Origin of the sequence: Pseudomonas sp. URMO17WK12:I6 (genome assembly GCF_003253625.1) — a bacterium.
Lineage (GTDB): Bacteria > Pseudomonadota > Gammaproteobacteria > Pseudomonadales > Pseudomonadaceae > Aquipseudomonas.
In genome coordinates this window covers 67,581-84,151 of record NZ_QKYZ01000014.1, presented here as the reverse complement: position 1 = coordinate 84,151, position 16,571 = coordinate 67,581, and the positions used below count along the sequence as shown (strand labels likewise).

General features: G+C 60.4%; 20 protein-coding genes. 8 read left to right on the top strand and 12 right to left on the bottom strand.

What is annotated here, in order from left to right; genetic code table 11:
• The first annotated feature begins 40 nt into the window (after positions 1-40).
• Positions 41-895 carry a LysR family transcriptional regulator gene (locus tag F475_RS22925; protein WP_018926428.1) on the top strand — a complete coding sequence of 285 codons (855 nt, stop codon included), beginning with the start codon at positions 41-43 and terminating at the stop codon, positions 893-895.
• 31 nt (positions 896-926) lie between these two features.
• Here the strand turns inward: F475_RS22925 and F475_RS22920 are convergent, their stop codons facing one another.
• From F475_RS22920 to F475_RS22910, 3 genes are all read right to left on the bottom strand, one after another.
• A complete protein-coding gene (locus F475_RS22920; RefSeq protein ID WP_111454780.1) occupies positions 927-2,162 on the bottom strand; it encodes an RNA polymerase sigma factor in 1,236 nt (411 codons plus the stop codon).
• A 76-nt stretch (positions 2,163-2,238) separates the two neighbouring features.
• Positions 2,239-2,583, bottom strand: a complete 345-nt coding sequence (locus F475_RS22915) for a YciI family protein (protein WP_111454779.1) — start codon at positions 2,581-2,583, stop codon at positions 2,239-2,241.
• Positions 2,584-2,681: 98 nt separating this feature from the next.
• The gene (locus tag F475_RS22910; RefSeq protein WP_111454778.1) at positions 2,682-3,107 is read right to left on the bottom strand and encodes a nuclear transport factor 2 family protein; all 426 of its coding nucleotides are present in this window, start codon (positions 3,105-3,107) and stop codon (positions 2,682-2,684) included.
• Between the two features lie 139 nt (positions 3,108-3,246).
• On the opposite strand from F475_RS22910, the gene F475_RS22905 reads away from it, so the two are divergent.
• Both F475_RS22905 and F475_RS22900 read left to right on the top strand, forming a co-directional pair.
• Positions 3,247-3,732 carry an N-acetyltransferase gene (locus F475_RS22905; RefSeq protein WP_111454777.1) on the top strand — a complete coding sequence of 162 codons (486 nt, stop codon included), beginning with the start codon at positions 3,247-3,249 and terminating at the stop codon, positions 3,730-3,732.
• Between the two features lie 19 nt (positions 3,733-3,751).
• Complete coding sequence (locus F475_RS22900; RefSeq protein ID WP_007934805.1) at positions 3,752-4,357, top strand: pyridoxamine 5'-phosphate oxidase family protein; 606 nt, start codon at positions 3,752-3,754, stop codon at positions 4,355-4,357.
• 38 nt (positions 4,358-4,395) lie between these two features.
• Here the strand turns inward: F475_RS22900 and F475_RS22895 are convergent, their stop codons facing one another.
• From F475_RS22895 to F475_RS22885, 3 genes are all read right to left on the bottom strand, one after another.
• Positions 4,396-4,884 carry a GNAT family N-acetyltransferase gene (locus tag F475_RS22895; protein WP_018926433.1) on the bottom strand — a complete coding sequence of 163 codons (489 nt, stop codon included), beginning with the start codon at positions 4,882-4,884 and terminating at the stop codon, positions 4,396-4,398.
• A gap of 101 nt (positions 4,885-4,985) precedes the next feature.
• On the bottom strand, positions 4,986-5,471 hold the full coding sequence (locus tag F475_RS22890) for a GyrI-like domain-containing protein (RefSeq protein WP_111454776.1): 486 nt from the start codon (positions 5,469-5,471) through the stop codon (positions 4,986-4,988).
• Positions 5,472-5,540: 69 nt separating this feature from the next.
• The gene (locus F475_RS22885) at positions 5,541-6,203 is read right to left on the bottom strand and encodes a LysE family translocator (protein WP_018926436.1); all 663 of its coding nucleotides are present in this window, start codon (positions 6,201-6,203) and stop codon (positions 5,541-5,543) included.
• Between the two features lie 139 nt (positions 6,204-6,342).
• On the opposite strand from F475_RS22885, the gene alaC reads away from it, so the two are divergent.
• Positions 6,343-7,551 carry an alanine transaminase gene (gene alaC / locus F475_RS22880; protein WP_007934798.1) on the top strand — a complete coding sequence of 403 codons (1,209 nt, stop codon included), beginning with the start codon at positions 6,343-6,345 and terminating at the stop codon, positions 7,549-7,551.
• Positions 7,552-7,616: 65 nt separating this feature from the next.
• Here the strand turns inward: alaC and F475_RS22875 are convergent, their stop codons facing one another.
• Together F475_RS22875 and F475_RS22870 are read right to left on the bottom strand one after the other, a co-directional pair.
• Positions 7,617-8,969 (bottom strand): GntP family permease, encoded by a 1,353-nt coding sequence (locus F475_RS22875; RefSeq protein WP_111454775.1) that lies wholly within the window; start codon positions 8,967-8,969, stop codon positions 7,617-7,619.
• Between the two features lie 81 nt (positions 8,970-9,050).
• A complete protein-coding gene (locus tag F475_RS22870) occupies positions 9,051-9,584 on the bottom strand; it encodes a gluconokinase (protein ID WP_019581445.1) in 534 nt (177 codons plus the stop codon).
• A gap of 215 nt (positions 9,585-9,799) precedes the next feature.
• Between F475_RS22870 and F475_RS22865 the strand changes: the two genes are divergently transcribed.
• The 3 genes from F475_RS22865 (at position 9,800) to F475_RS22855 (ending at position 12,315) form a co-directional block, all read left to right on the top strand.
• The gene (locus tag F475_RS22865; RefSeq protein WP_018926440.1) at positions 9,800-10,831 is read left to right on the top strand and encodes a LacI family DNA-binding transcriptional regulator; all 1,032 of its coding nucleotides are present in this window, start codon (positions 9,800-9,802) and stop codon (positions 10,829-10,831) included.
• Between the two features lie 64 nt (positions 10,832-10,895).
• Positions 10,896-11,528, top strand: coding sequence for a glutathione S-transferase family protein (locus F475_RS22860; protein ID WP_019651718.1), 633 nt, complete (start codon positions 10,896-10,898; stop codon positions 11,526-11,528).
• 43 nt (positions 11,529-11,571) lie between these two features.
• Positions 11,572-12,315: an NAD(P)-dependent oxidoreductase gene (locus F475_RS22855; protein ID WP_018926442.1), complete on the top strand. Its 744-nt coding sequence runs from the start codon at positions 11,572-11,574 to the stop codon at positions 12,313-12,315.
• Between the two features lie 98 nt (positions 12,316-12,413).
• Here the strand turns inward: F475_RS22855 and F475_RS22850 are convergent, their stop codons facing one another.
• Complete coding sequence (locus F475_RS22850) at positions 12,414-13,313, bottom strand: LysR family transcriptional regulator (protein WP_111454774.1); 900 nt, start codon at positions 13,311-13,313, stop codon at positions 12,414-12,416.
• Between the two features lie 99 nt (positions 13,314-13,412).
• Here F475_RS22850 and gstA point away from each other — a divergent pair, with 99 nt between their 5' ends.
• On the top strand, positions 13,413-14,015 hold the full coding sequence (gstA, locus tag F475_RS22845) for a glutathione transferase GstA (RefSeq protein ID WP_111454773.1): 603 nt from the start codon (positions 13,413-13,415) through the stop codon (positions 14,013-14,015).
• Positions 14,016-14,072: 57 nt separating this feature from the next.
• Here gstA and F475_RS22840 read toward each other — a convergent pair whose 3' ends face one another.
• The 3 genes from F475_RS22840 to F475_RS22830 form a co-directional block, all read right to left on the bottom strand.
• Complete coding sequence (locus tag F475_RS22840) at positions 14,073-15,086, bottom strand: ABC transporter substrate-binding protein (protein ID WP_064616399.1); 1,014 nt, start codon at positions 15,084-15,086, stop codon at positions 14,073-14,075.
• Entirely contained in the window at positions 15,083-15,646 is a 564-nt protein-coding gene (locus F475_RS22835; protein WP_111454772.1) for a sigma-70 family RNA polymerase sigma factor, read from the bottom strand. The genes F475_RS22840 and F475_RS22835 overlap by 4 nt, the downstream gene beginning before the upstream one ends.
• Before the next feature lie 131 nt (positions 15,647-15,777).
• Positions 15,778-16,569, bottom strand: a complete 792-nt coding sequence (locus F475_RS22830; RefSeq protein WP_111454771.1) for a phosphate/phosphite/phosphonate ABC transporter substrate-binding protein — start codon at positions 16,567-16,569, stop codon at positions 15,778-15,780.
• Positions 16,570-16,571: the final 2 nt, after the last annotated feature.

Below are 16,571 nucleotides of genomic sequence, written 5' to 3'. Positions count from 1 at the left end.
ATACTTCATAACCAATAACCATCGATCAAGGCGATAGTTCATGGCTTCCCACGAAGTGTTGCTGGCGTTTGTAGAGGCCGCGACCCAAGGCTCGTTTTCCGCCGCGGCGCGCAAGCTCGGGCGCAGTCAGTCGACCATCAGCGCCGCCGTGGCGAGCCTGGAAATCGACCTGAACCTTGTCCTCTTCGACCGCAGCAGTCGCAAGCCGAGCCTGACCCCGGCCGGGCACGTCATGCTGCAACGGGCCGAGGAGATTCTGGCCGCCACCAGCCGTCTGGAAATGACCGCCAGCCAACTGTCCCAAGGCATCGAGCCAAAGTTGACCGTGGCGATTTCCGACACTTACCAGTCCGACCGTTTCGAAGCGGCGCTCAGTGCTTTCGAGCAGCGTTACCCAGACCTGGAACTTGAATGCCTGATCGCCGAATGCGATGACCTGGTAGCACTGGTACAACGCGGCCGCGCGCACGTCGCCTTCGCCGAAATGCAGGACAGCTACCCGCCGGACCTGGTCAGTTCGACGGTGGACGAGCGCACGGAAATCGCCCTGTTCGTGTCCCACGCGCACCCATTGGCGACGCTGAACGACATCGATCAGGACGTGCTGCAACAGCACCGCGAACTGCGTCTGGCGACGATCGTCAATCCGTATGAAAGCCGCGCGAAGGGGCGGGTCTGGTCGGCGCCAAGTTACCTGATGCTGCTGGAAATGGCCCAGGGCGGGTTCGGCTGGGCACCGTTGCCGCGATGGCTGGTGGGACGGTTCGGGGCTGGTTCGTTGGTGGAATTGAAAGTGCGCGGCTGGCCAAAACCGGTGTATGTCGATGCGCTGTGGTCGCGTTTGCACCCGCCGGGGCCAGCGGGGAGTTGGTTATTGGGCAAGATGCTGGAATAGCGGTGCCCGCGATGGGGCCGGTGAAATCACATCACTCCAACGCCCGGAGCCGCCCCTCGATAAACCGCCGTTCCGGCACCTGCTGTGTCAATTCCAGCGCCCGCTGATACGCCGCTCGCGCCTCTTCCACCCTTCCCAACTGCCGGCAAAACTCTGCCCGTGCCGAATGCGCCAGGTGGTAATCCAGCAACTCGCCCCGGGCCAGAATCCCTTCGATCAACGTCAGCCCGGCCTGGGGGCCATCGCGCCTGGACAGCGCCGCCGCGCGGTTCAGTTCGATCACCGGCGACGGCACCGCCCGCAGCAGCACGTCATATAGACCGACAATCTGCGCCCAGTCCGTCTCTGCCGCCGAGGGCGCTTCGGCATGCACCGCGGCAATCGCTGCTTGCAGGCAATAAGGCCCGAAGCGCCGTGTCGTCAGCGCCCGCTCGATCAAGGCGCAGCCTTCGGCAATCAGCTCGGCGTTCCACAACGAGCGATCCTGTTCATCCAGCACAATCAGCTCACCGCTCGCGGAGGTCCTGGCGAGGCGCCGAGACTCATGCAACAGCATCAGCGCCAGCAGCCCCATCACCTCCGGCTCAGGCAACAACTCCATCAACAACCGACCGAGACGAATCGCTTCGCGCGTCAGGTCTTCACGGGTCAGCTCGCTGCCGACAGACGCCGAGTACCCTTCGTTGAACACCAGGTAAATCACCCGCAACACGCTGTCGAGTCGCTCGGGAAGTTCCGCCAGGGTGGGCACTTGGTAAGGGATTTTCGCGTCACGGATCTTGGCCTTGGCGCGCACGATGCGCTGGGCGATGGTGGCCGGCGCCGAGAGAAATGCCCGGGCGATTTCTTCCGTGGTCAGGTCGCAGACTTCGCGCAGGGTCAGCGGCACTTGAGCGTCCGCCGCCAGTGCCGGGTGGCAACAGGTGAAGATCAGGCGCAGGCGATCGTCTTCCACGTCTTCGTCACTCCAGTCGGCCTGCTCCAGCGCCTCCAGTTGAGCGATCAACACCGGCCGGGATGCGTTAAAACGTGCGCGCCGGCGCAACACATCAATGGCCTTGAAACGGCCAGTAGACACCAGCCAGGTGCGCGGATTGTCCGGCACACCGTCGCGCTGCCAGCGCTCGACCGCGACGAAGAACGCCTCGTGCAGCGCTTCTTCGGCGAGGTCGAAATCGCCGAGCAAGCGGATCAGGGTCGCCAGGATTCGCCGCGACTCGTCGCGGTAAACCTGCTCGACTTGCGCCCGTACCGATTCGCCCGGCATCAGTCCGGCATGCCTGGGGCCATTTTTCGCTGGACGGATTGCACACTCATAAAAGAACTCCTGTTGTGATAGTTATTCAGGCATTCAACTGGCGAACGGGCCGCACCTCGACGCAGCCGACCCGGGCCGCCGGAATGTTACCGGCGACCTGGAGGGCTTCATTGAGGTCCTTGGCATCGATCAGGTAGAAGCCGGCCAACTGCTCCTTGGTTTCAGCGAACGGGCCGTCGGTGATCGACATTTTGCCGTTGCGCATGCGCACGGTGGTCGCGGTCTGCACCGACTCCAGCGCTTCGGCGGCGATCATCCGGCCGCTGCCCTGGATCGACTCGGCATAGGCCATGCACTCGGCGTCGTTGGGGCTTTCGGGCATCGAGTGCAATTCGTGCTCGTTGCTGTAGACCAGGCATAGATACTTCATGGGACTCTCCATTTCAGGCGGCTTTGCCGTGACCGAACTGATCAACTATGGCTGTCGATTGGCGCTTTGGCGCTGCTTTCCGATAAACAACCCGACCATCAGGGTTCCAGGTTGAACAGCGCCGCGCCGCTGGTCATGTCGAACGGAGCCGACCAGTGTTCGTGGACGATCTGCCAGAGCCCCGCTTCCTGCCGATAGCACGCGGTGACGCGCATCCAGCACGCCTGGGTTTCACCCTTTTCATTGGTGCCGCCGCAATGCGCCAGCCAGTGAGCGAAAGCGATCTCCTGCGACGGCACGACGTTGATTTCATGGAACTCGAAAATATGCGGGCCGGGGCACATCTCCATGCATTCCTGCCAATGCGCACGGTAGGCCGCCTTGCCCTTGAATTGCAGGGCTTTGACGGCATCGAAGGAGACGATGTCGTCGGCGTACAGGGCCATGACCTTTTCCACGTCCTTGCCGATGACTGCCTGACGGTAGCTCTCGATCAAATTATGGATTTGTGTCTGAGCGTTCATGAGGGTTCTCCACGTTTTTTGTTGAAGACACCTTTAGTCGTCTGGCGAAAAGCCAAATCGACAACCGAAATAAAAATAATCCATGGAGGCAAACTCGCTAGAATCCGAGGCTCATTTGTGTTGGAAAAAGGACACTCCAGTGACAGCCCGACTCGTGCCTTACGAAAGCCTGAACGCCTTGCAGCGCCGACAGGTCGAGGCCATCGAAATCCACGCCGAACAAATCAGATTCTCCGGCGACATCCACGGTGCATTGCACACCTTGCTGTCCAAACCGGGCCCTGGCGTCAAAGGCTTTGCCCTGCTGGCCGAAGAGGTTCCGGTGGCCTTCCTGCTGCTCAAGCGTCCGCCGGTGCTGCCGGCCTGGGCCGACGAAAACAGCGCCACCCTGCACGCCCTGCAAGTCGATCACCGTGCCCAGGGCAAAGGTTACGGCAAGGCCTGCCTGCAAGCCCTGCCCGAGGTTGCGCGCCAGGCCTGGCCGGAGATCAAGGGGCTGGAGTTATCGGTGGATGCCGACAATGAATCGGCCATCGCGCTGTATGCCAAATACGGTTTTGTCGACAGCGGCGAAGCGTACAAAGGCCGGATCGGTTACGAACGACGGATGGGACTGGTTTTCTGATTCATGGAGGGATGAACGAATGTTGAACTCAATCGAAGCGCTGGAAGCGATCTACGGCCTGCCCCATGAGCGCGCGGTACGCAAGCAGATCCCGTTTTTGAACGAGGACTATCAGGCGATGGTCCGCGCCTCGCCGCTGGTGATTATCAGCTCGGTCGGCCCCGACGGCATGGACGGCTCACCGCGCGGCGATACGCCGGGTTTTGTGCGGATCATCGATGAGCGCACGCTGGCGATCCCGGATCGTCCCGGCAACAACCGCATCGACACACTGCGCAATGTCGTGCTCGATTCGCGGGTATCATTGCTGTTCATCATTCCGGGGATCGGCGAGACGTTGCGGGTCAACGGCACGGCGCAGATCAGCGCCGAGCCCGCATTGCTGGAGAGTTTTGCCGTCAATGGCAAACCGGCGCGCACGGTAATGCTGGTGACGGTGGAAGCGGCGTATTTCCATTGTTCGAAAGCGATTGTTCGTTCGGATTTGTGGAACCCCGAGCGCTACCTCGACCGCTCTGCCCTACCGACCGCCGGCGCGTTTCACAAACGGCTGAACGATGGGCAGTTCGATGCCGAGACGTATGACCGGGAAGCACCGGCCAGGGTGCGCGATAGTCTCTATTAGAGGATTGGTCGTTACCACGCTCTGCGTGGGAACGATCATCAGAGGGTGAGCACCATCTCATGCCACGCCATCCCGCCATGGTCGGACGCCGAAGGCTTGATGTAGACAAACCCAAACCCGGCATACAGTGCAATGTGCCGCTCTTTGCACATCAGGTGGATGCTTGCCTTGTTCAGTGCGCGCATGCGCTGGATGAATTCACCCATCAAGCGTTTCGCCAAGCCTTGCCCCTGATAATCCGGATGCACCACCACCGACATGATCACCACATGCGGACCGGCCGGGTCGTGGCCGATCAGTTCCTTGAACGCCTCGTCCGACATTTCCACCTCGAACGCCGCACCGGAATTGACGAAACCGGCCACAACGCCATCCACTTCGGCGACGATGAAGCCCTCGGGCCAGGTGGCGATGCGGGTGGCGATTTTCTCGCGGGTGGCGGCTTCGTCGCCTTCGTAGGCAACGGTTTCGATGGCGTAGCAACGGTCCAGGTCAGCGGGAATGACGTGGCGGATGACGGTGTTCATGGCAGCTCGGAATCGGCGGGGGAAAGGCTGGGATCATAAATTAATAAGGTGTTGATATCGATCAGAGAGGCGGACCGCCGATCCGCCCCTCGCCCCGTTCATCACGCTTTGAGCGGTACCCAGATTTCCAGCACGCCGGTATTGAGCTTCGGGTTGAAGTCTTCGCTGTAGCGTTCGAACTCCGGGGCATCCGCTGCCTCGTGACCGGACTGCGGCAACCAGGTGTTCCAGATGTACTGAAAGGTCTGGGGCAAGGTATCCAGCGAGCCCTTGTGCTCGAACACCGCGTAATACTGGGGCTGAATCTCGACCCAGCGGTATTTCTCGGGCAGGTCGTCGAGCTTGCTGATCTCGACGCCGGCGATGTATTCAAAACCGCCCTTGCCGTCCGGGTTGCAGCAAACGCCGTAGGTCACTTCGCCCTTTTGCCCGGGAACATTGCCGATGTGGGGAACGAATTTATCCCAGAGCTCGGGAATCTTGCCGGCCGTCTCTTGGGTAAATCGCCCGCCAAGCCCCGCTATGAGCATGAAGTGCCCATTTTCGAAGCGTGGTTCTGCCGGTTCGACGCGTTTTTGCTCATCCATGACTCGACTCCTGGGAACGAAAAAGATGGGTTCGGCTGGGAGTATAGAAGCCAAACCCGATTCGCCCAGTCAGAGCCCCGGAAGCTGCCCGGCGGTGGGCGCACCGACAAACTCGTTGTAACCCGAAAGAATCACGTACACCGCGAAATAGCAGAAGATCGCGGCCGATGCCATGTAGGAATAACGCAGCAGTTTGTCTCCGAGCAGCTTGCCGCCATGGCTCGCCGCAAAGCACAGCGTGACGCACCAGAGAATTCCCGCACAGAGAAATCCACCGAGAAACAACGCCGAGCTGAGGGTGCCGCCGCCACCGGAACGGGCAATCAGGGTGCCGCCCACCGCGGCGAACCAGAGAATCGCACTGGGCGACGACATGGCGAGGAAAATCCCCCGCAAGAACTCTTTGCGATGGGAGTTGTGGCCAACGTCGGCGGTCTCGGCCAACACGGCACTGTGGTAGATCGCCGAATGAATCATCTTCGCCGCGAAGTACAGCAGCAACGCCGACCCGCCGATCCACAACACCCAACGCACGGTTTCGTATTGCAGCAATACGGTCATGCCGGCCAGTGCCAGCACTGCGTAAATCAGGTCGCCGACGCAAGTCCCCAGCCCCAGGGCAAAACCCTGGAAATAGCCGCGCTGCATCGCCAGCGTGATCATCGCGATATTGGCCACGCCGATGTCCAGGCACAGCGAAAGGCTGAGCAGGAAGCCACTGGTAAATTCCATCAACCCGTTTCCTTCGGAAAAAATTGTTTACGTAGAGGCTGGACAGTTTGCCATACCTGCCCTTACATTCCGCCACAGGCCACCGCAGTGGCCAGCGTCGCTCGGACGGTTCCGGGCGCTTACGTTATTCGAGGCAACAATGGCCGAACAAGGTTCGCCGCGCCGCTTTGCGCGCATAGATCGACTCCCCCCTTACGTTTTCAACATCACTGCCGAGCTGAAGATGGCCGCCCGTCGTCGTGGCGAAGACATCATCGACTTGAGCATGGGCAACCCCGACGGCGCCACGCCGCCGCACATCGTCGAAAAACTGGTCACCGTCGCCCAGCGTGAAGACACCCACGGCTACTCCACGTCCAAAGGGATTCCGCGCCTGCGTCGGGCGATTTCCAATTGGTACAAGGATCGCTACCAGGTTGATATCGACCCGGAAAACGAAGCCATCGTCACCATCGGTTCCAAGGAAGGCCTGGCGCATTTGATGCTGGCCACCCTCGACCAGGGTGACACCGTGCTGGTGCCGAACCCGAGCTACCCGATTCACATCTACGGTGCCGTGATTGCCGGCGCCCAGGTGCGGTCGGTGCCGCTGATCCCTGGCGTGGATTTCTTCGCCGAGCTGGAACGGGCGATTCGCGGTTCGATCCCGAAACCGAAGATGATGATCCTGGGCTTTCCGTCCAACCCCACCGCCCAGTGCGTGGAGCTGGACTTCTTCGAGCGGGTGATCGCCCTCGCCAAACAGTACGACGTTCTGGTGGTGCACGACCTGGCCTACGCCGACATCGTCTACGACGGCTGGAAAGCCCCGTCGATCATGCAAGTGCCCGGCGCCAAGGACATCGCGGTGGAGTTTTTCACCCTGTCCAAGAGCTACAACATGGCGGGCTGGCGCATCGGCTTCATGGTCGGTAACCCGGAGCTGGTCAACGCTCTGGCGCGGATCAAGAGCTACCACGACTACGGCACCTTCACCCCGCTGCAGGTCGCGGCCATCGCGGCGCTGGAAGGCGATCAGCAATGCGTGCGCGACATTGCCGAACAGTATCGCCAGCGTCGCAACGTGCTGGTCAAAGGCTTGCATGAATTGGGCTGGATGGTCGAGAACCCGAAGGCGTCGATGTACGTCTGGGCCAAGATTCCCGAGGCGTATGCACACCTGGGCTCGCTGGAATTCGCCAAGAAACTGCTGGCCGAGGCCAAGGTTTGCGTCTCGCCGGGTGTCGGGTTTGGTGAGTACGGGGACGATCATGTGCGCTTCGCGCTGATCGAAAACCAGGACCGGATTCGTCAGGCCGTACGCGGAATTCGCGGGATGTTTCGGGCGGATGGGTTAGTCACCAAATAACCCCCTGTAGGAGTCGCCCACAAAAAAACCGCATCGCTGCGGTTTTTTTGTGTTGGCCGTTCGTGTCAGACGAACAATGACAACAGCAGGATGAAGCCCAGGCCTACCACGGACAGGATGGTTTCCATCGCGGTCCAGGTCTTGAAGGTTTCCGCCACGGTCATGTTGAAGTACTGCTTCACCAGCCAGAAACCGGCGTCGTTGACGTGGGACAGGATCAACGAACCGGCACCGGTGGCCAGCACCAGCAGCTCACGGTTCACTCCCGGAATCATCCCCACTACCGGCACCACGATGCCGGCGCCAGTGATGGTCGCCACGGTTGCCGAACCGGTCGCAATGCGAATCACCGCGGCTACCAGCCAGGCCAACAGGATCGGCGAGATCTGAGCCGCCACTGCCATGTGACCGATCACATCACCTACACCACTGGTCACCAGCATCTGCTTGAAACCGCCACCGGCACCGATGATCAGGATGATCGCGGCGGTCGGCGCAAGGCTCGAGTCCAGCCATTTGAGCATCTGTTGCGAACCGATGCCCTGCTTGTAGCCGAAGGTGTACAGCGACAGCAGCAATGCCAACAGGAGGGCCGAGATCGGGTGACCGATCAGGTCCATGAAGGTGCGGAAGAAGTTGCCATCCGGCAGCACCACATCGGCAAAGGTCTTGAGCAGCATCAGGAACACAGGCGACAGCACGGTGACCAGGGTAATGCCGAAGCTCGGCAGATCGGCGGAATCCGACTCCCGCGCCAGTTGGTCCACCAATTCCTGGTTTGGATGACCGGGAATGTACTTGGAAATGAACGTACCGTAGATCGGACCGGCGATGATGGCGGTCGGCAGCGCAACGATCAGGCCGTAGAGAATGGTTTTACCAATGTCGGCACCGAACACGCCGATCGCCAGCAGCGGACCCGGGTGCGGAGGAACCAGACCGTGCACGGCGGACAGACCGGCCAGCAGCGGGATACCGATCTTGATGATCGACACGCCGGTACGACGGGCGACGATGAACACCAGCGGGATCAGCAGCACGAAGCCGATTTCGAAGAACAGCGGGATGCCGACCAGGAAGGCCGCGAACATCATGGCCCACTGCACCTTGTCCTTGCCGAAGGCCCGAATCAGGGTCTGGGCGATCTGATCCGCCCCGCCGGACTCGGCCATCATTTTGCCGAGCATGGTGCCCAGCGCCAGAATGATCCCGACGAAACCGAGAACGCCGCCGAAACCATCCTGGAACGCCTTGATGATGGTGCCGATCGGCATGCCGGAGGTCAGCCCGAGGAACGCGGCGGCGATGATCAATGCAATGAACGGGTGAAACTTGAACTTGGTGATCAGGACAATCAAGCCGATCACCGTGACCACTGCATCGAGCAGCAGAAACGACTCGTGGGACATGCCAAACATGGGGGGTGTCTCCTGTTTGTTGTTGTTATTAAAGCGATTAATCAGAAGCCGTCAGGACAGCGCTATCTTTTGCAGCAAAACTCAACTGGCGAGTTTCAGGCCGTGATCGAGCCACCAACGGTGGGCCTGAGCGGCCAATTCGTCGACGCTGTAACTTGAAGCATCCAGAGCCAGGGTCAGGGGCTCACCAACGGGCGATTCAAGGGTGGCGAACTGGCTGTCGATCAGGGTCGACGGCATGAAGTGGCCCGGCCGATGGGAGACACGATCGGCGGCGACTTCAGGGGTCAACTCAAGGAACACAAAGCCCAGGCCCGGCAAGGCACTGCGCAAGCGTTCGCGGTAACTGTGTTTGAGGGCCGAACAGGTCAGCACCGGGCGCTCGCCACGGGCGTCGACGCGGCGCAGTTCATCGCACAGGCTGTCGAGCCAGCCGGCACGGTCTTCGTCGTTCAGGGGGATACCCGCGCTCATCTTTTCGATATTGGCGGCAGGGTGGAAAGTGTCGCCTTCAATGGCGGTTGCGCCGCTGAGCTGGCACAGGGCCTGGCTGACACACGTCTTGCCGCAACCGGCAACGCCCATGATGACCAGGGCGGTGATGGGATGATTCATGTAACACCTCAGCGCGCAGACAGCGCTACCTTTGCTACGTAAAACTCTAGTGCAAAAGCAGATGTTGCCGACGCCTTCTTGTCATTTTTGTGGGTTGCAGCATGTTCGTTCTCGATGCCGAAAAGCGAGGATCAGGCAAACCCCGCTCACGCATTTGCAGCTGCATCGAGACAGCGCTACCTTAGTGCCTTGAATTTTGTTTGGCAAGCCGTCCGATGAATACCCCTAAAAACGATAAAAATACACGAACCACTGGCCGTCCTACCCTCAACGAAGTCGCGCGCCTGGCCGGTGTCAGCCCGATTACAGCCTCCCGCGCCCTGCGTGGCGTCAGCACGGTGGCCACCGAACTGGTGGAAAAAGTCCAGAAGGCTGCCCTCGAGTTGAACTACGTGGTCAACCCCGCCGCCCGCGCGCTGGCCTCGGCCCAGAGCCATTCCGTCGTGGTGTTGGTACCGTCATTATCCAACCTGCTGTTCATCGACACGCTGGAAGCCATTCATCAGGTTTTGCGACCAAAGGGCTTCGAAGTGCTGATCGGTAACTTCCATTACTCGCGCGATGAAGAAGAAAACCTGCTGCGCAACTATATGGCTTATCAGCCGCGCGGCTTGCTGCTGACCGGTTTCGACCGCACCGAAAGTTCGCGGCGGATGATCGAGGCCAGCAACATTCCCTGCGTCTACATGATGGAACTGGACAGTGCGGCGGGACTCAATTGCGTCGGTTTTTCGCAGCTGGCCGCCGGCGAAACAGCGGCCGAGCATTTGCTGTCGCGCGGTCGCAAACGCCTGGCTTATATCGGAGCGCAGCTGGATCAGCGCACGTTGCTGCGGGGCGAAGGTTTCCGTCGTGCGCTGCAAAAAGCCGGGCGCTACGACCCGGATCTGGAAGTGTTGACGCCACGGGCCTCATCGGTCGGACTCGGTGGCGAACTGTTCCTGCAATTGCTGGCTGCGCATCCAGACCTCGATGCGATTTTCTTCGGCAACGACGACCTGGCCCAGGGCGCACTGCTCGAAGCCTTGCGCTGCGGGATCAAGATCCCCGAACAGGTGGCGATCCTCGGCTTCAACGACCTGCCCATGTCCGAACACATGGTGCCGCGCCTGAGTAGCATCAATACGCCTCGAGAGGCCATTGGCCGTCGTTCGGCCGAGTTGATGCTGACCTTGATGGCCGGCAATTCGGTGGCCAAACCGGTGCAGGACATGGGGTTTGAATTGAAGGTGCGCGAGAGTACCTGATACGCAATCGTCCCTTTGCTCGTGCTAGATTCCCGGCACCTGTAACAGCAAACGGAGAAGCTCAATGGGACATGCGCTGAAGATTTTGGGTAGGGCCTCGTCAATCAACGTCAGAAAGGTCCTGTGGGCCTGCGACGAACTGGGCGTTTCCTACGAACGGGAAGACTGGGGCAGCGGTTTTGCCTCGACCCAGAGTCCGGAGTTTCTCCAGCTCAACCCTAACGCACAGGTGCCGGTGCTCATCGACGAAGCCGGCGTGCTGTGGGAGTCCAACACCATCTGCCGCTATCTGGCCGGCAAATACCAAAACACCGATCTGTTGCCCATCGAGCCGGCGGCGCGCGCTCGCGTGGAACAGTGGATGGACTGGCAAGCCACCGAACTCAATCCGTCCTGGGGCTACGCCTTTTTTGCGCTGGTGCGGCAATTGCCGAACTTCCAGGATCCGCAGCGGATCGCCGATGGCGTTCGCGGCTGGAACGCGAAAATGGGCATCCTCGAACAGCAACTCGCGTCGACCGGTGCGTATGTCGCCGGACCTCGGTTCACCCTGGCCGATATCCTCATCGGCTTGTCGGTCAACCGCTGGCGGATGACCCCGATGGAACGCCCGGACTATCCCGCCGTCGACGCGTATTGCCAACGACTGGCATTGCGACCGGGGTTCATGGAACACGCCTGCAACGGCGTGCCATAACGCCAAACCCGCTCCCTCTGCCCTTCCATAAAAAGAGAACCCCATGAACGGACTCAACGTACTGCTGACCGGCGCCTGCGGCAGAATCGGCAAAACCTTTTTTGAAGCTTCGCAGGACCGCTACACCTTCGTGCTGACGGATCGCATCGAGCCCGACTTCAATGTCGAAGCACCGCATCGCTTTGTACGCCTGGACCTGTCCGACCTCACCGCCATAAGCGAAGTGCTGAAAGGCATCGACGTCATTGTGCATCTGGCCGGCATCCCTCACGCCACCGCCTCTTTCGATGAGTTACTGCCCAACAATATTCTGGCCACCACTTACCTGTTCGAAGCCGCCGTGGCTGCGGGTTGTAAACGATTGGTGTTCGCCAGCAGCGCGCAGACCATCGAGGGCTATCCGGTGGACCGGCAGATCACACCGGGCATGCAGGTGATGCCGGCCAATCTGTATGGCGTCAGCAAGTGTTATGGCGAAGCCTTGTGTGCGTTCTACGCTGCCAAACACAACCTCTCGAGCATTGCCATACGCATCGGCGCTTTCGAGTTTGCGGACCGTCACGAATTGACCAACGCTCGCGACCTGAGTGCATGGCTCAGCCCTCGTGATGCAGTGCAGTTGCTGCAACTCTCTGTGGAGGTCGAAGGTGTGCAACACCTGATCGCCCACGGTATCTCCAATAACCGTTTCAAACGCCTGGACCTCAGTGAAACTACCCGGGTGTTGGGTTATAGGCCGGTGGACGATGCATTTCAGGAGTTCGACATTCCCATTGGGTTTCCTTGACGGTGCGTCTCCAGAATCCGGGCAACGTGGTTCTTGCGCTGTAGCCTGAGGTCGGTCGACCTCTGCCGCTCGGCGGCAAGGGTTGATCGCCCTCCTTTTCAGTTCCCGGACGAATCAGCCGATAACTGATGTTCTGCGAGCATCCTCAGCAGCGCCCGCACCGCCGCCGAAGGTTCTTTGTCGGGCGCGACCACCAAGGCAAACTCCCGGTCGATGCGCGGCGTCACCGGCACTATCCGCAAGCCTTGGCGATGAGTCGGCAGGGTCATTTCCGGCACCACGGTCACGCCGATGTTTTCCCGCACCAGGGTGAACGCACTGCTCCACTCACGCACCTCGGCCCGCACATCCAGCAGTTGCAACCCGGCATCAGCCGCCAGGCTGCGGGCATTGGTCGAGCACCCGCCCGTGGCCAGCACAAAGGGTTGCTGCGCCAGTTCCGCCAGTGAGACGCCCTCTTCATTCGAGCGACGCGCCAAGGGATGGCCACCGGGCAAAACCGCCACCCAGGCATCACGCCCCAAACGTCCGGCATTGCGCGCGGGTGCCGGGTTCAACGCCACACCGACATCCACCAGCCCGGCACTGAGCAACGTTTCCACTTCATCGTCGCTGACCTCCAGCGCCACCACTTGAATGCCGGGATACAGCCGATTGAACTGGCGCAACAGTGGCGGCAGGAACGTCGTCAGCACCATAGGGAAACTGGCCAGACGAATCGTCCCGCGCTGGATGCCTTTAGCGGCGTCGACGGTGCTGCGGATGTTTTCCAGGGCACCGAGCATGGTTCGTGCCTGTTCGATCACCGGCAAGCCGATGGCGGTCGGCAAGGTCTGGCGGTTTTCCCGGCTGAACAGCTGAACGCCCAGGGTTTCTTCAATCAAGGCCAGTGCCTGGCTGGCACCGGATTGGGTTATGCCGACCCGTTCAGCGGCGCGGGTAATGTTGCCGGTATCGGCCACCGCCACCACCATTCGCCAATGCATCAAGTTCATCATGGCAGTAGCTTTCCTTATGGCAGTTTTCTGAAAGATTAATTTTACCGAGGGTGCCGCGCACTATGACACTGGCGCAAATCCGCAACCAGAGCCCTGCCCATGAAGTTGTATTACATCCCGCAAGCCTGCTCATTGGCGCCGCACATTGTGCTGCGCGAACTGGAGCTGCCGTTCGAGTTGGTCCGCGTCGACAACAGCAGCAAGAAAACCGTCACCGGCGATGACTTCCTCGCCATTAACCCCAAAGGCTACGTCGCGGCATTGCAGCTGGATAACGGCGATGTGCTGACCGAAGGCCCGGCGATCCTGCAGTACCTGGCGGATCTGCACCCGGAGGCAAACCTGGCACCGGCGAGCGGAACGTTCGAGCGGGTGCGGTTACAGGAATGGCTGAACTTCGTTTCGACCGAGATTCATGGCGGGCTGGGTTGGCTGTTCAATCCGCAGTTTGCGGACGAGGTGAAGGCGCTCATCAAAGAGAAACTGTTCAAGCGCTTTGCCGTGTTGAGCCGGACGCTGGAGCGGCAGGACTACTTGATGGCCGGCGGGTTCAGCATTGCCGATGCGTATCTGTTTACGGTGTTGCGTTGGGCTCGGCTGTTTGCGATTGATCTGGATGATTGGCCGGCGTTGGCCCGGTTTCAGGCGCGGGTTGATCAGCGGCCAAGCGTGAAAGCGGCGTTGGCGGCGGAGTTGGTGTAAGGCTTTAGATCGCTTCGCGGGCAAGCCCGCGATAGCTATCTATCAAACACCGCTGAACTACAAACTCGCACTCACTTTGCTCGCCACCTCACCCGGCACCCAGCCCTTCCACACTTGCGGCTGATCGCGCAAAAACGCTTCGGCGACCTGACGCGGTTGCTGGCGTTTTTCGCTCATCTGCCCCAGGGTCTGGTTCAGCAGATCGATCGGCAAATCGACCTTTTCGAAGAACGCCACCAGGTCCGGGTACTGCGCCTTGAACGGTGCCGACACGCCGATGGCCAGGCTGGCCGGCATCGAACGCGTGCCCTTGGGGTTCGGATTGTTGGCATCGGCCAGGGTTTTCCAGGCTTGCGCGTCGAACGGTGGCTCTTCGAGTTTCACCAATTTGAAGCGGCCCAACAGTGGCGTCGGCGACCAGTAGTAGAACAGCACCGGTTTGCCCCGGCGGATCGATGAAGCGACCTCGGCATCCAGCGCCGCGCCGGAACCGGTGCGGAAGTTAACGTAGCTGGCGGTCAGGTCATAGGCCTTGAGTTTCTGGCTGTTGACGATCTCCGACGTCCAGCCGGTCGGGCTGTTGAGGAAGCGTCCGCGGCTTGGGTCTTCGGGGTCGCGGAATACGTCCTTGTAGCGGGCCAGGTCGGCGACGGATTTCAGCTCCGGCGCCAAGGGCTTAATGCCGCGCTCCGGGTCGCCCTTGATCACGTATTCCGGCACCCACCAGCCTTCGGTGGCGCCTTTGACGGTATCGCCCAAACCAAACACTTTGCCCTCCGATGCCGCCTTGACCCAGGCCGGACTGCGCCCGGCCCATTCTTCGCCGATCACCTGAATGTCGTTCTTGGCCAACGCGGCTTCGAGGCTGACGGTGCTGCCGGGCAAGGTGTCGGTTGGGTAGCCATAACCTTTCTCGACGATCAGCCGCAGGATCTCGGTGATCAGGCTGCCGCTTTCCCAGGTGATGTCGCCGAAATGGATGGGTGTGGCTTTTTCTGCGGCGGGAACATGGCCAGCCACAAGGCTCAGGGCCAGCAGCGAACTGCCGAGCAGGGTTTTGATCGATCTCATGCGGACCTCCGGGTCTGGGGTGTTCGGTTCAAGGACGTTCGGTTCAGGGGTTCGTTGGCGCTGTGCAGCGTGCACAGAGCCTGGGAACGGGTCATGTAGACGCTGACCGAACGCTGGGAAATGCCCAGTTCGGCGGCAATTTGTGGGTAGGTCAGGCCGTCGACTCGCGACAGCAGAAACGTTGCCCTGACCTGGCCCGGCAGGCGGCCGAGGGTTCGATCCAGGTGCTTCAGGGTCTGGGAGAACTGCGCCAGGTCTTCAGGCGATGGCCCGCCAATCGGATCAGTCGGCAGTAACTGCTCGAGGTGTTGGCGTTCCAGATCCCGATGGCGCCACAGCTGATAAATCAATCGCTGGGCGATGGTAGTGAGTAAGGCGCGGGGTTCGCGAATCGGCGTCAGGCCTGGCGACTCGAGCAATTGCACGAAGGTTTCGGCGGCAATGTCTTCGACACTGGGACTGGCTCCCAGATATCGGCGCAGGCGTGCGCACAGCCAGGTGTAGTGGGCGCGGAACAATCCGCCCACGTCGTTGCGATGGGAAACGTCGGCGCCGGACATAGGGGCTCCTTGGGTTAGGGGTCGCTGAATGTCCGGTGATCCGGTGGCGCGATCCTAGCAAGGAGCCTTATTCATTAAAAATACTTAAAATGAATTTTTATATTCCATAAATGAATTTACATGAATGAGCCTCATCGCAACCGCCCATACCCCAGCGCTTCGGCGTCCCGCTGATAATCGAGAATAATCTGATAGTCGCTCTCGCTGGCGGGCAACACTTCTTGCAGGCCCAACGTCTCGGCGACCTCGGGCAGTTCCTTCAATGTCTGGTTCATCACCTGTCGAAGCTGTTCAGCCTGCACATCAGTGGTGTCAGCCGCCGCGATGTACGGCAACGTCGGACTGAACGCGGTGCGCGCCAATATTCTCAAGCCAGCGACTTCTGCCTGGGCGTGCTGCGCCAGATAGGCGAAGGTCACGCTGTCGATGGCGGCCAGGTCCGCCAGGTCGTCACGCAGCCAGCGCAGGCTTTCGCGGTGGCTGCCGCTGATGGCGACACGGGCAAAAAACTGCCCGTCGCGGTGCAACGGCGCCAGTCGGTGACGCAACAGGTTCATGCCACTGTTGGAGTCTTCGCCGTTGATCACGCCGCGACTGCCGCGCAAGGCCGACAAGGTTCTTCGAGGATCATCGGCGCGAGTCAGCAACAGGCTGCAATGGTTGCCGCCGCTGCTGTCCGGCAGTTCATAACGAGGACGACCAATGACCCGGACGCGACCGCGCAAGGCTGTCATCAACGGGTAACCACAGGTTTGGGTCAGCAGCAGGTGCGGGGATAGCCAAAGGTCCATCAGCGACAGTTCTTCGGCATCAAGGCGAGTGCTGCCGAGCTGTTCGAGTATCTGCGACAGCCAACGCTCGTTGGCTTGGTGGATCGGCTCGGGAGCGACGTACATCAGTAATTCAGCAAGGTGTTGTGTCATCG

Bases quoted from the DNA above. Each gene is read 5' to 3' on its own strand.
- F475_RS22925 (WP_018926428.1), top strand. From the start codon at position 41: ATGGCTTCCCACGAAGTGTTGCTGGCGTTTGTAGAGGCCGCGACCCAA.
- F475_RS22920 (WP_111454780.1), bottom strand. From the start codon at position 2,162: ATGCCGGGCGAATCGGTACGGGCGCAAGTCGAGCAGGTTTACCGCGAC.
- F475_RS22915 (WP_111454779.1), bottom strand. From the start codon at position 2,583: ATGAAGTATCTATGCCTGGTCTACAGCAACGAGCACGAATTGCACTCG.
- F475_RS22910 (WP_111454778.1), bottom strand. From the start codon at position 3,107: ATGAACGCTCAGACACAAATCCATAATTTGATCGAGAGCTACCGTCAG.
- F475_RS22900 (WP_007934805.1), top strand. From the start codon at position 3,752: ATGTTGAACTCAATCGAAGCGCTGGAAGCGATCTACGGCCTGCCCCAT.
- F475_RS22895 (WP_018926433.1), bottom strand. From the start codon at position 4,884: ATGAACACCGTCATCCGCCACGTCATTCCCGCTGACCTGGACCGTTGC.
- F475_RS22890 (WP_111454776.1), bottom strand. From the start codon at position 5,471: ATGGATGAGCAAAAACGCGTCGAACCGGCAGAACCACGCTTCGAAAAT.
- F475_RS22885 (WP_018926436.1), bottom strand. From the start codon at position 6,203: ATGGAATTTACCAGTGGCTTCCTGCTCAGCCTTTCGCTGTGCCTGGAC.
- alaC (WP_007934798.1), top strand. From the start codon at position 6,343: ATGGCCGAACAAGGTTCGCCGCGCCGCTTTGCGCGCATAGATCGACTC.
- F475_RS22875 (WP_111454775.1), bottom strand. From the start codon at position 8,969: ATGTTTGGCATGTCCCACGAGTCGTTTCTGCTGCTCGATGCAGTGGTC.
- F475_RS22870 (WP_019581445.1), bottom strand. From the start codon at position 9,584: ATGAATCATCCCATCACCGCCCTGGTCATCATGGGCGTTGCCGGTTGC.
- F475_RS22865 (WP_018926440.1), top strand. From the start codon at position 9,800: ATGAATACCCCTAAAAACGATAAAAATACACGAACCACTGGCCGTCCT.
- F475_RS22860 (WP_019651718.1), top strand. From the start codon at position 10,896: ATGGGACATGCGCTGAAGATTTTGGGTAGGGCCTCGTCAATCAACGTC.
- F475_RS22855 (WP_018926442.1), top strand. From the start codon at position 11,572: ATGAACGGACTCAACGTACTGCTGACCGGCGCCTGCGGCAGAATCGGC.
- F475_RS22850 (WP_111454774.1), bottom strand. From the start codon at position 13,313: ATGATGAACTTGATGCATTGGCGAATGGTGGTGGCGGTGGCCGATACC.
- gstA (WP_111454773.1), top strand. From the start codon at position 13,413: ATGAAGTTGTATTACATCCCGCAAGCCTGCTCATTGGCGCCGCACATT.
- F475_RS22840 (WP_064616399.1), bottom strand. From the start codon at position 15,086: ATGAGATCGATCAAAACCCTGCTCGGCAGTTCGCTGCTGGCCCTGAGC.
- F475_RS22835 (WP_111454772.1), bottom strand. From the start codon at position 15,646: ATGTCCGGCGCCGACGTTTCCCATCGCAACGACGTGGGCGGATTGTTC.
- F475_RS22830 (WP_111454771.1), bottom strand. From the start codon at position 16,569: ATGACACAACACCTTGCTGAATTACTGATGTACGTCGCTCCCGAGCCG.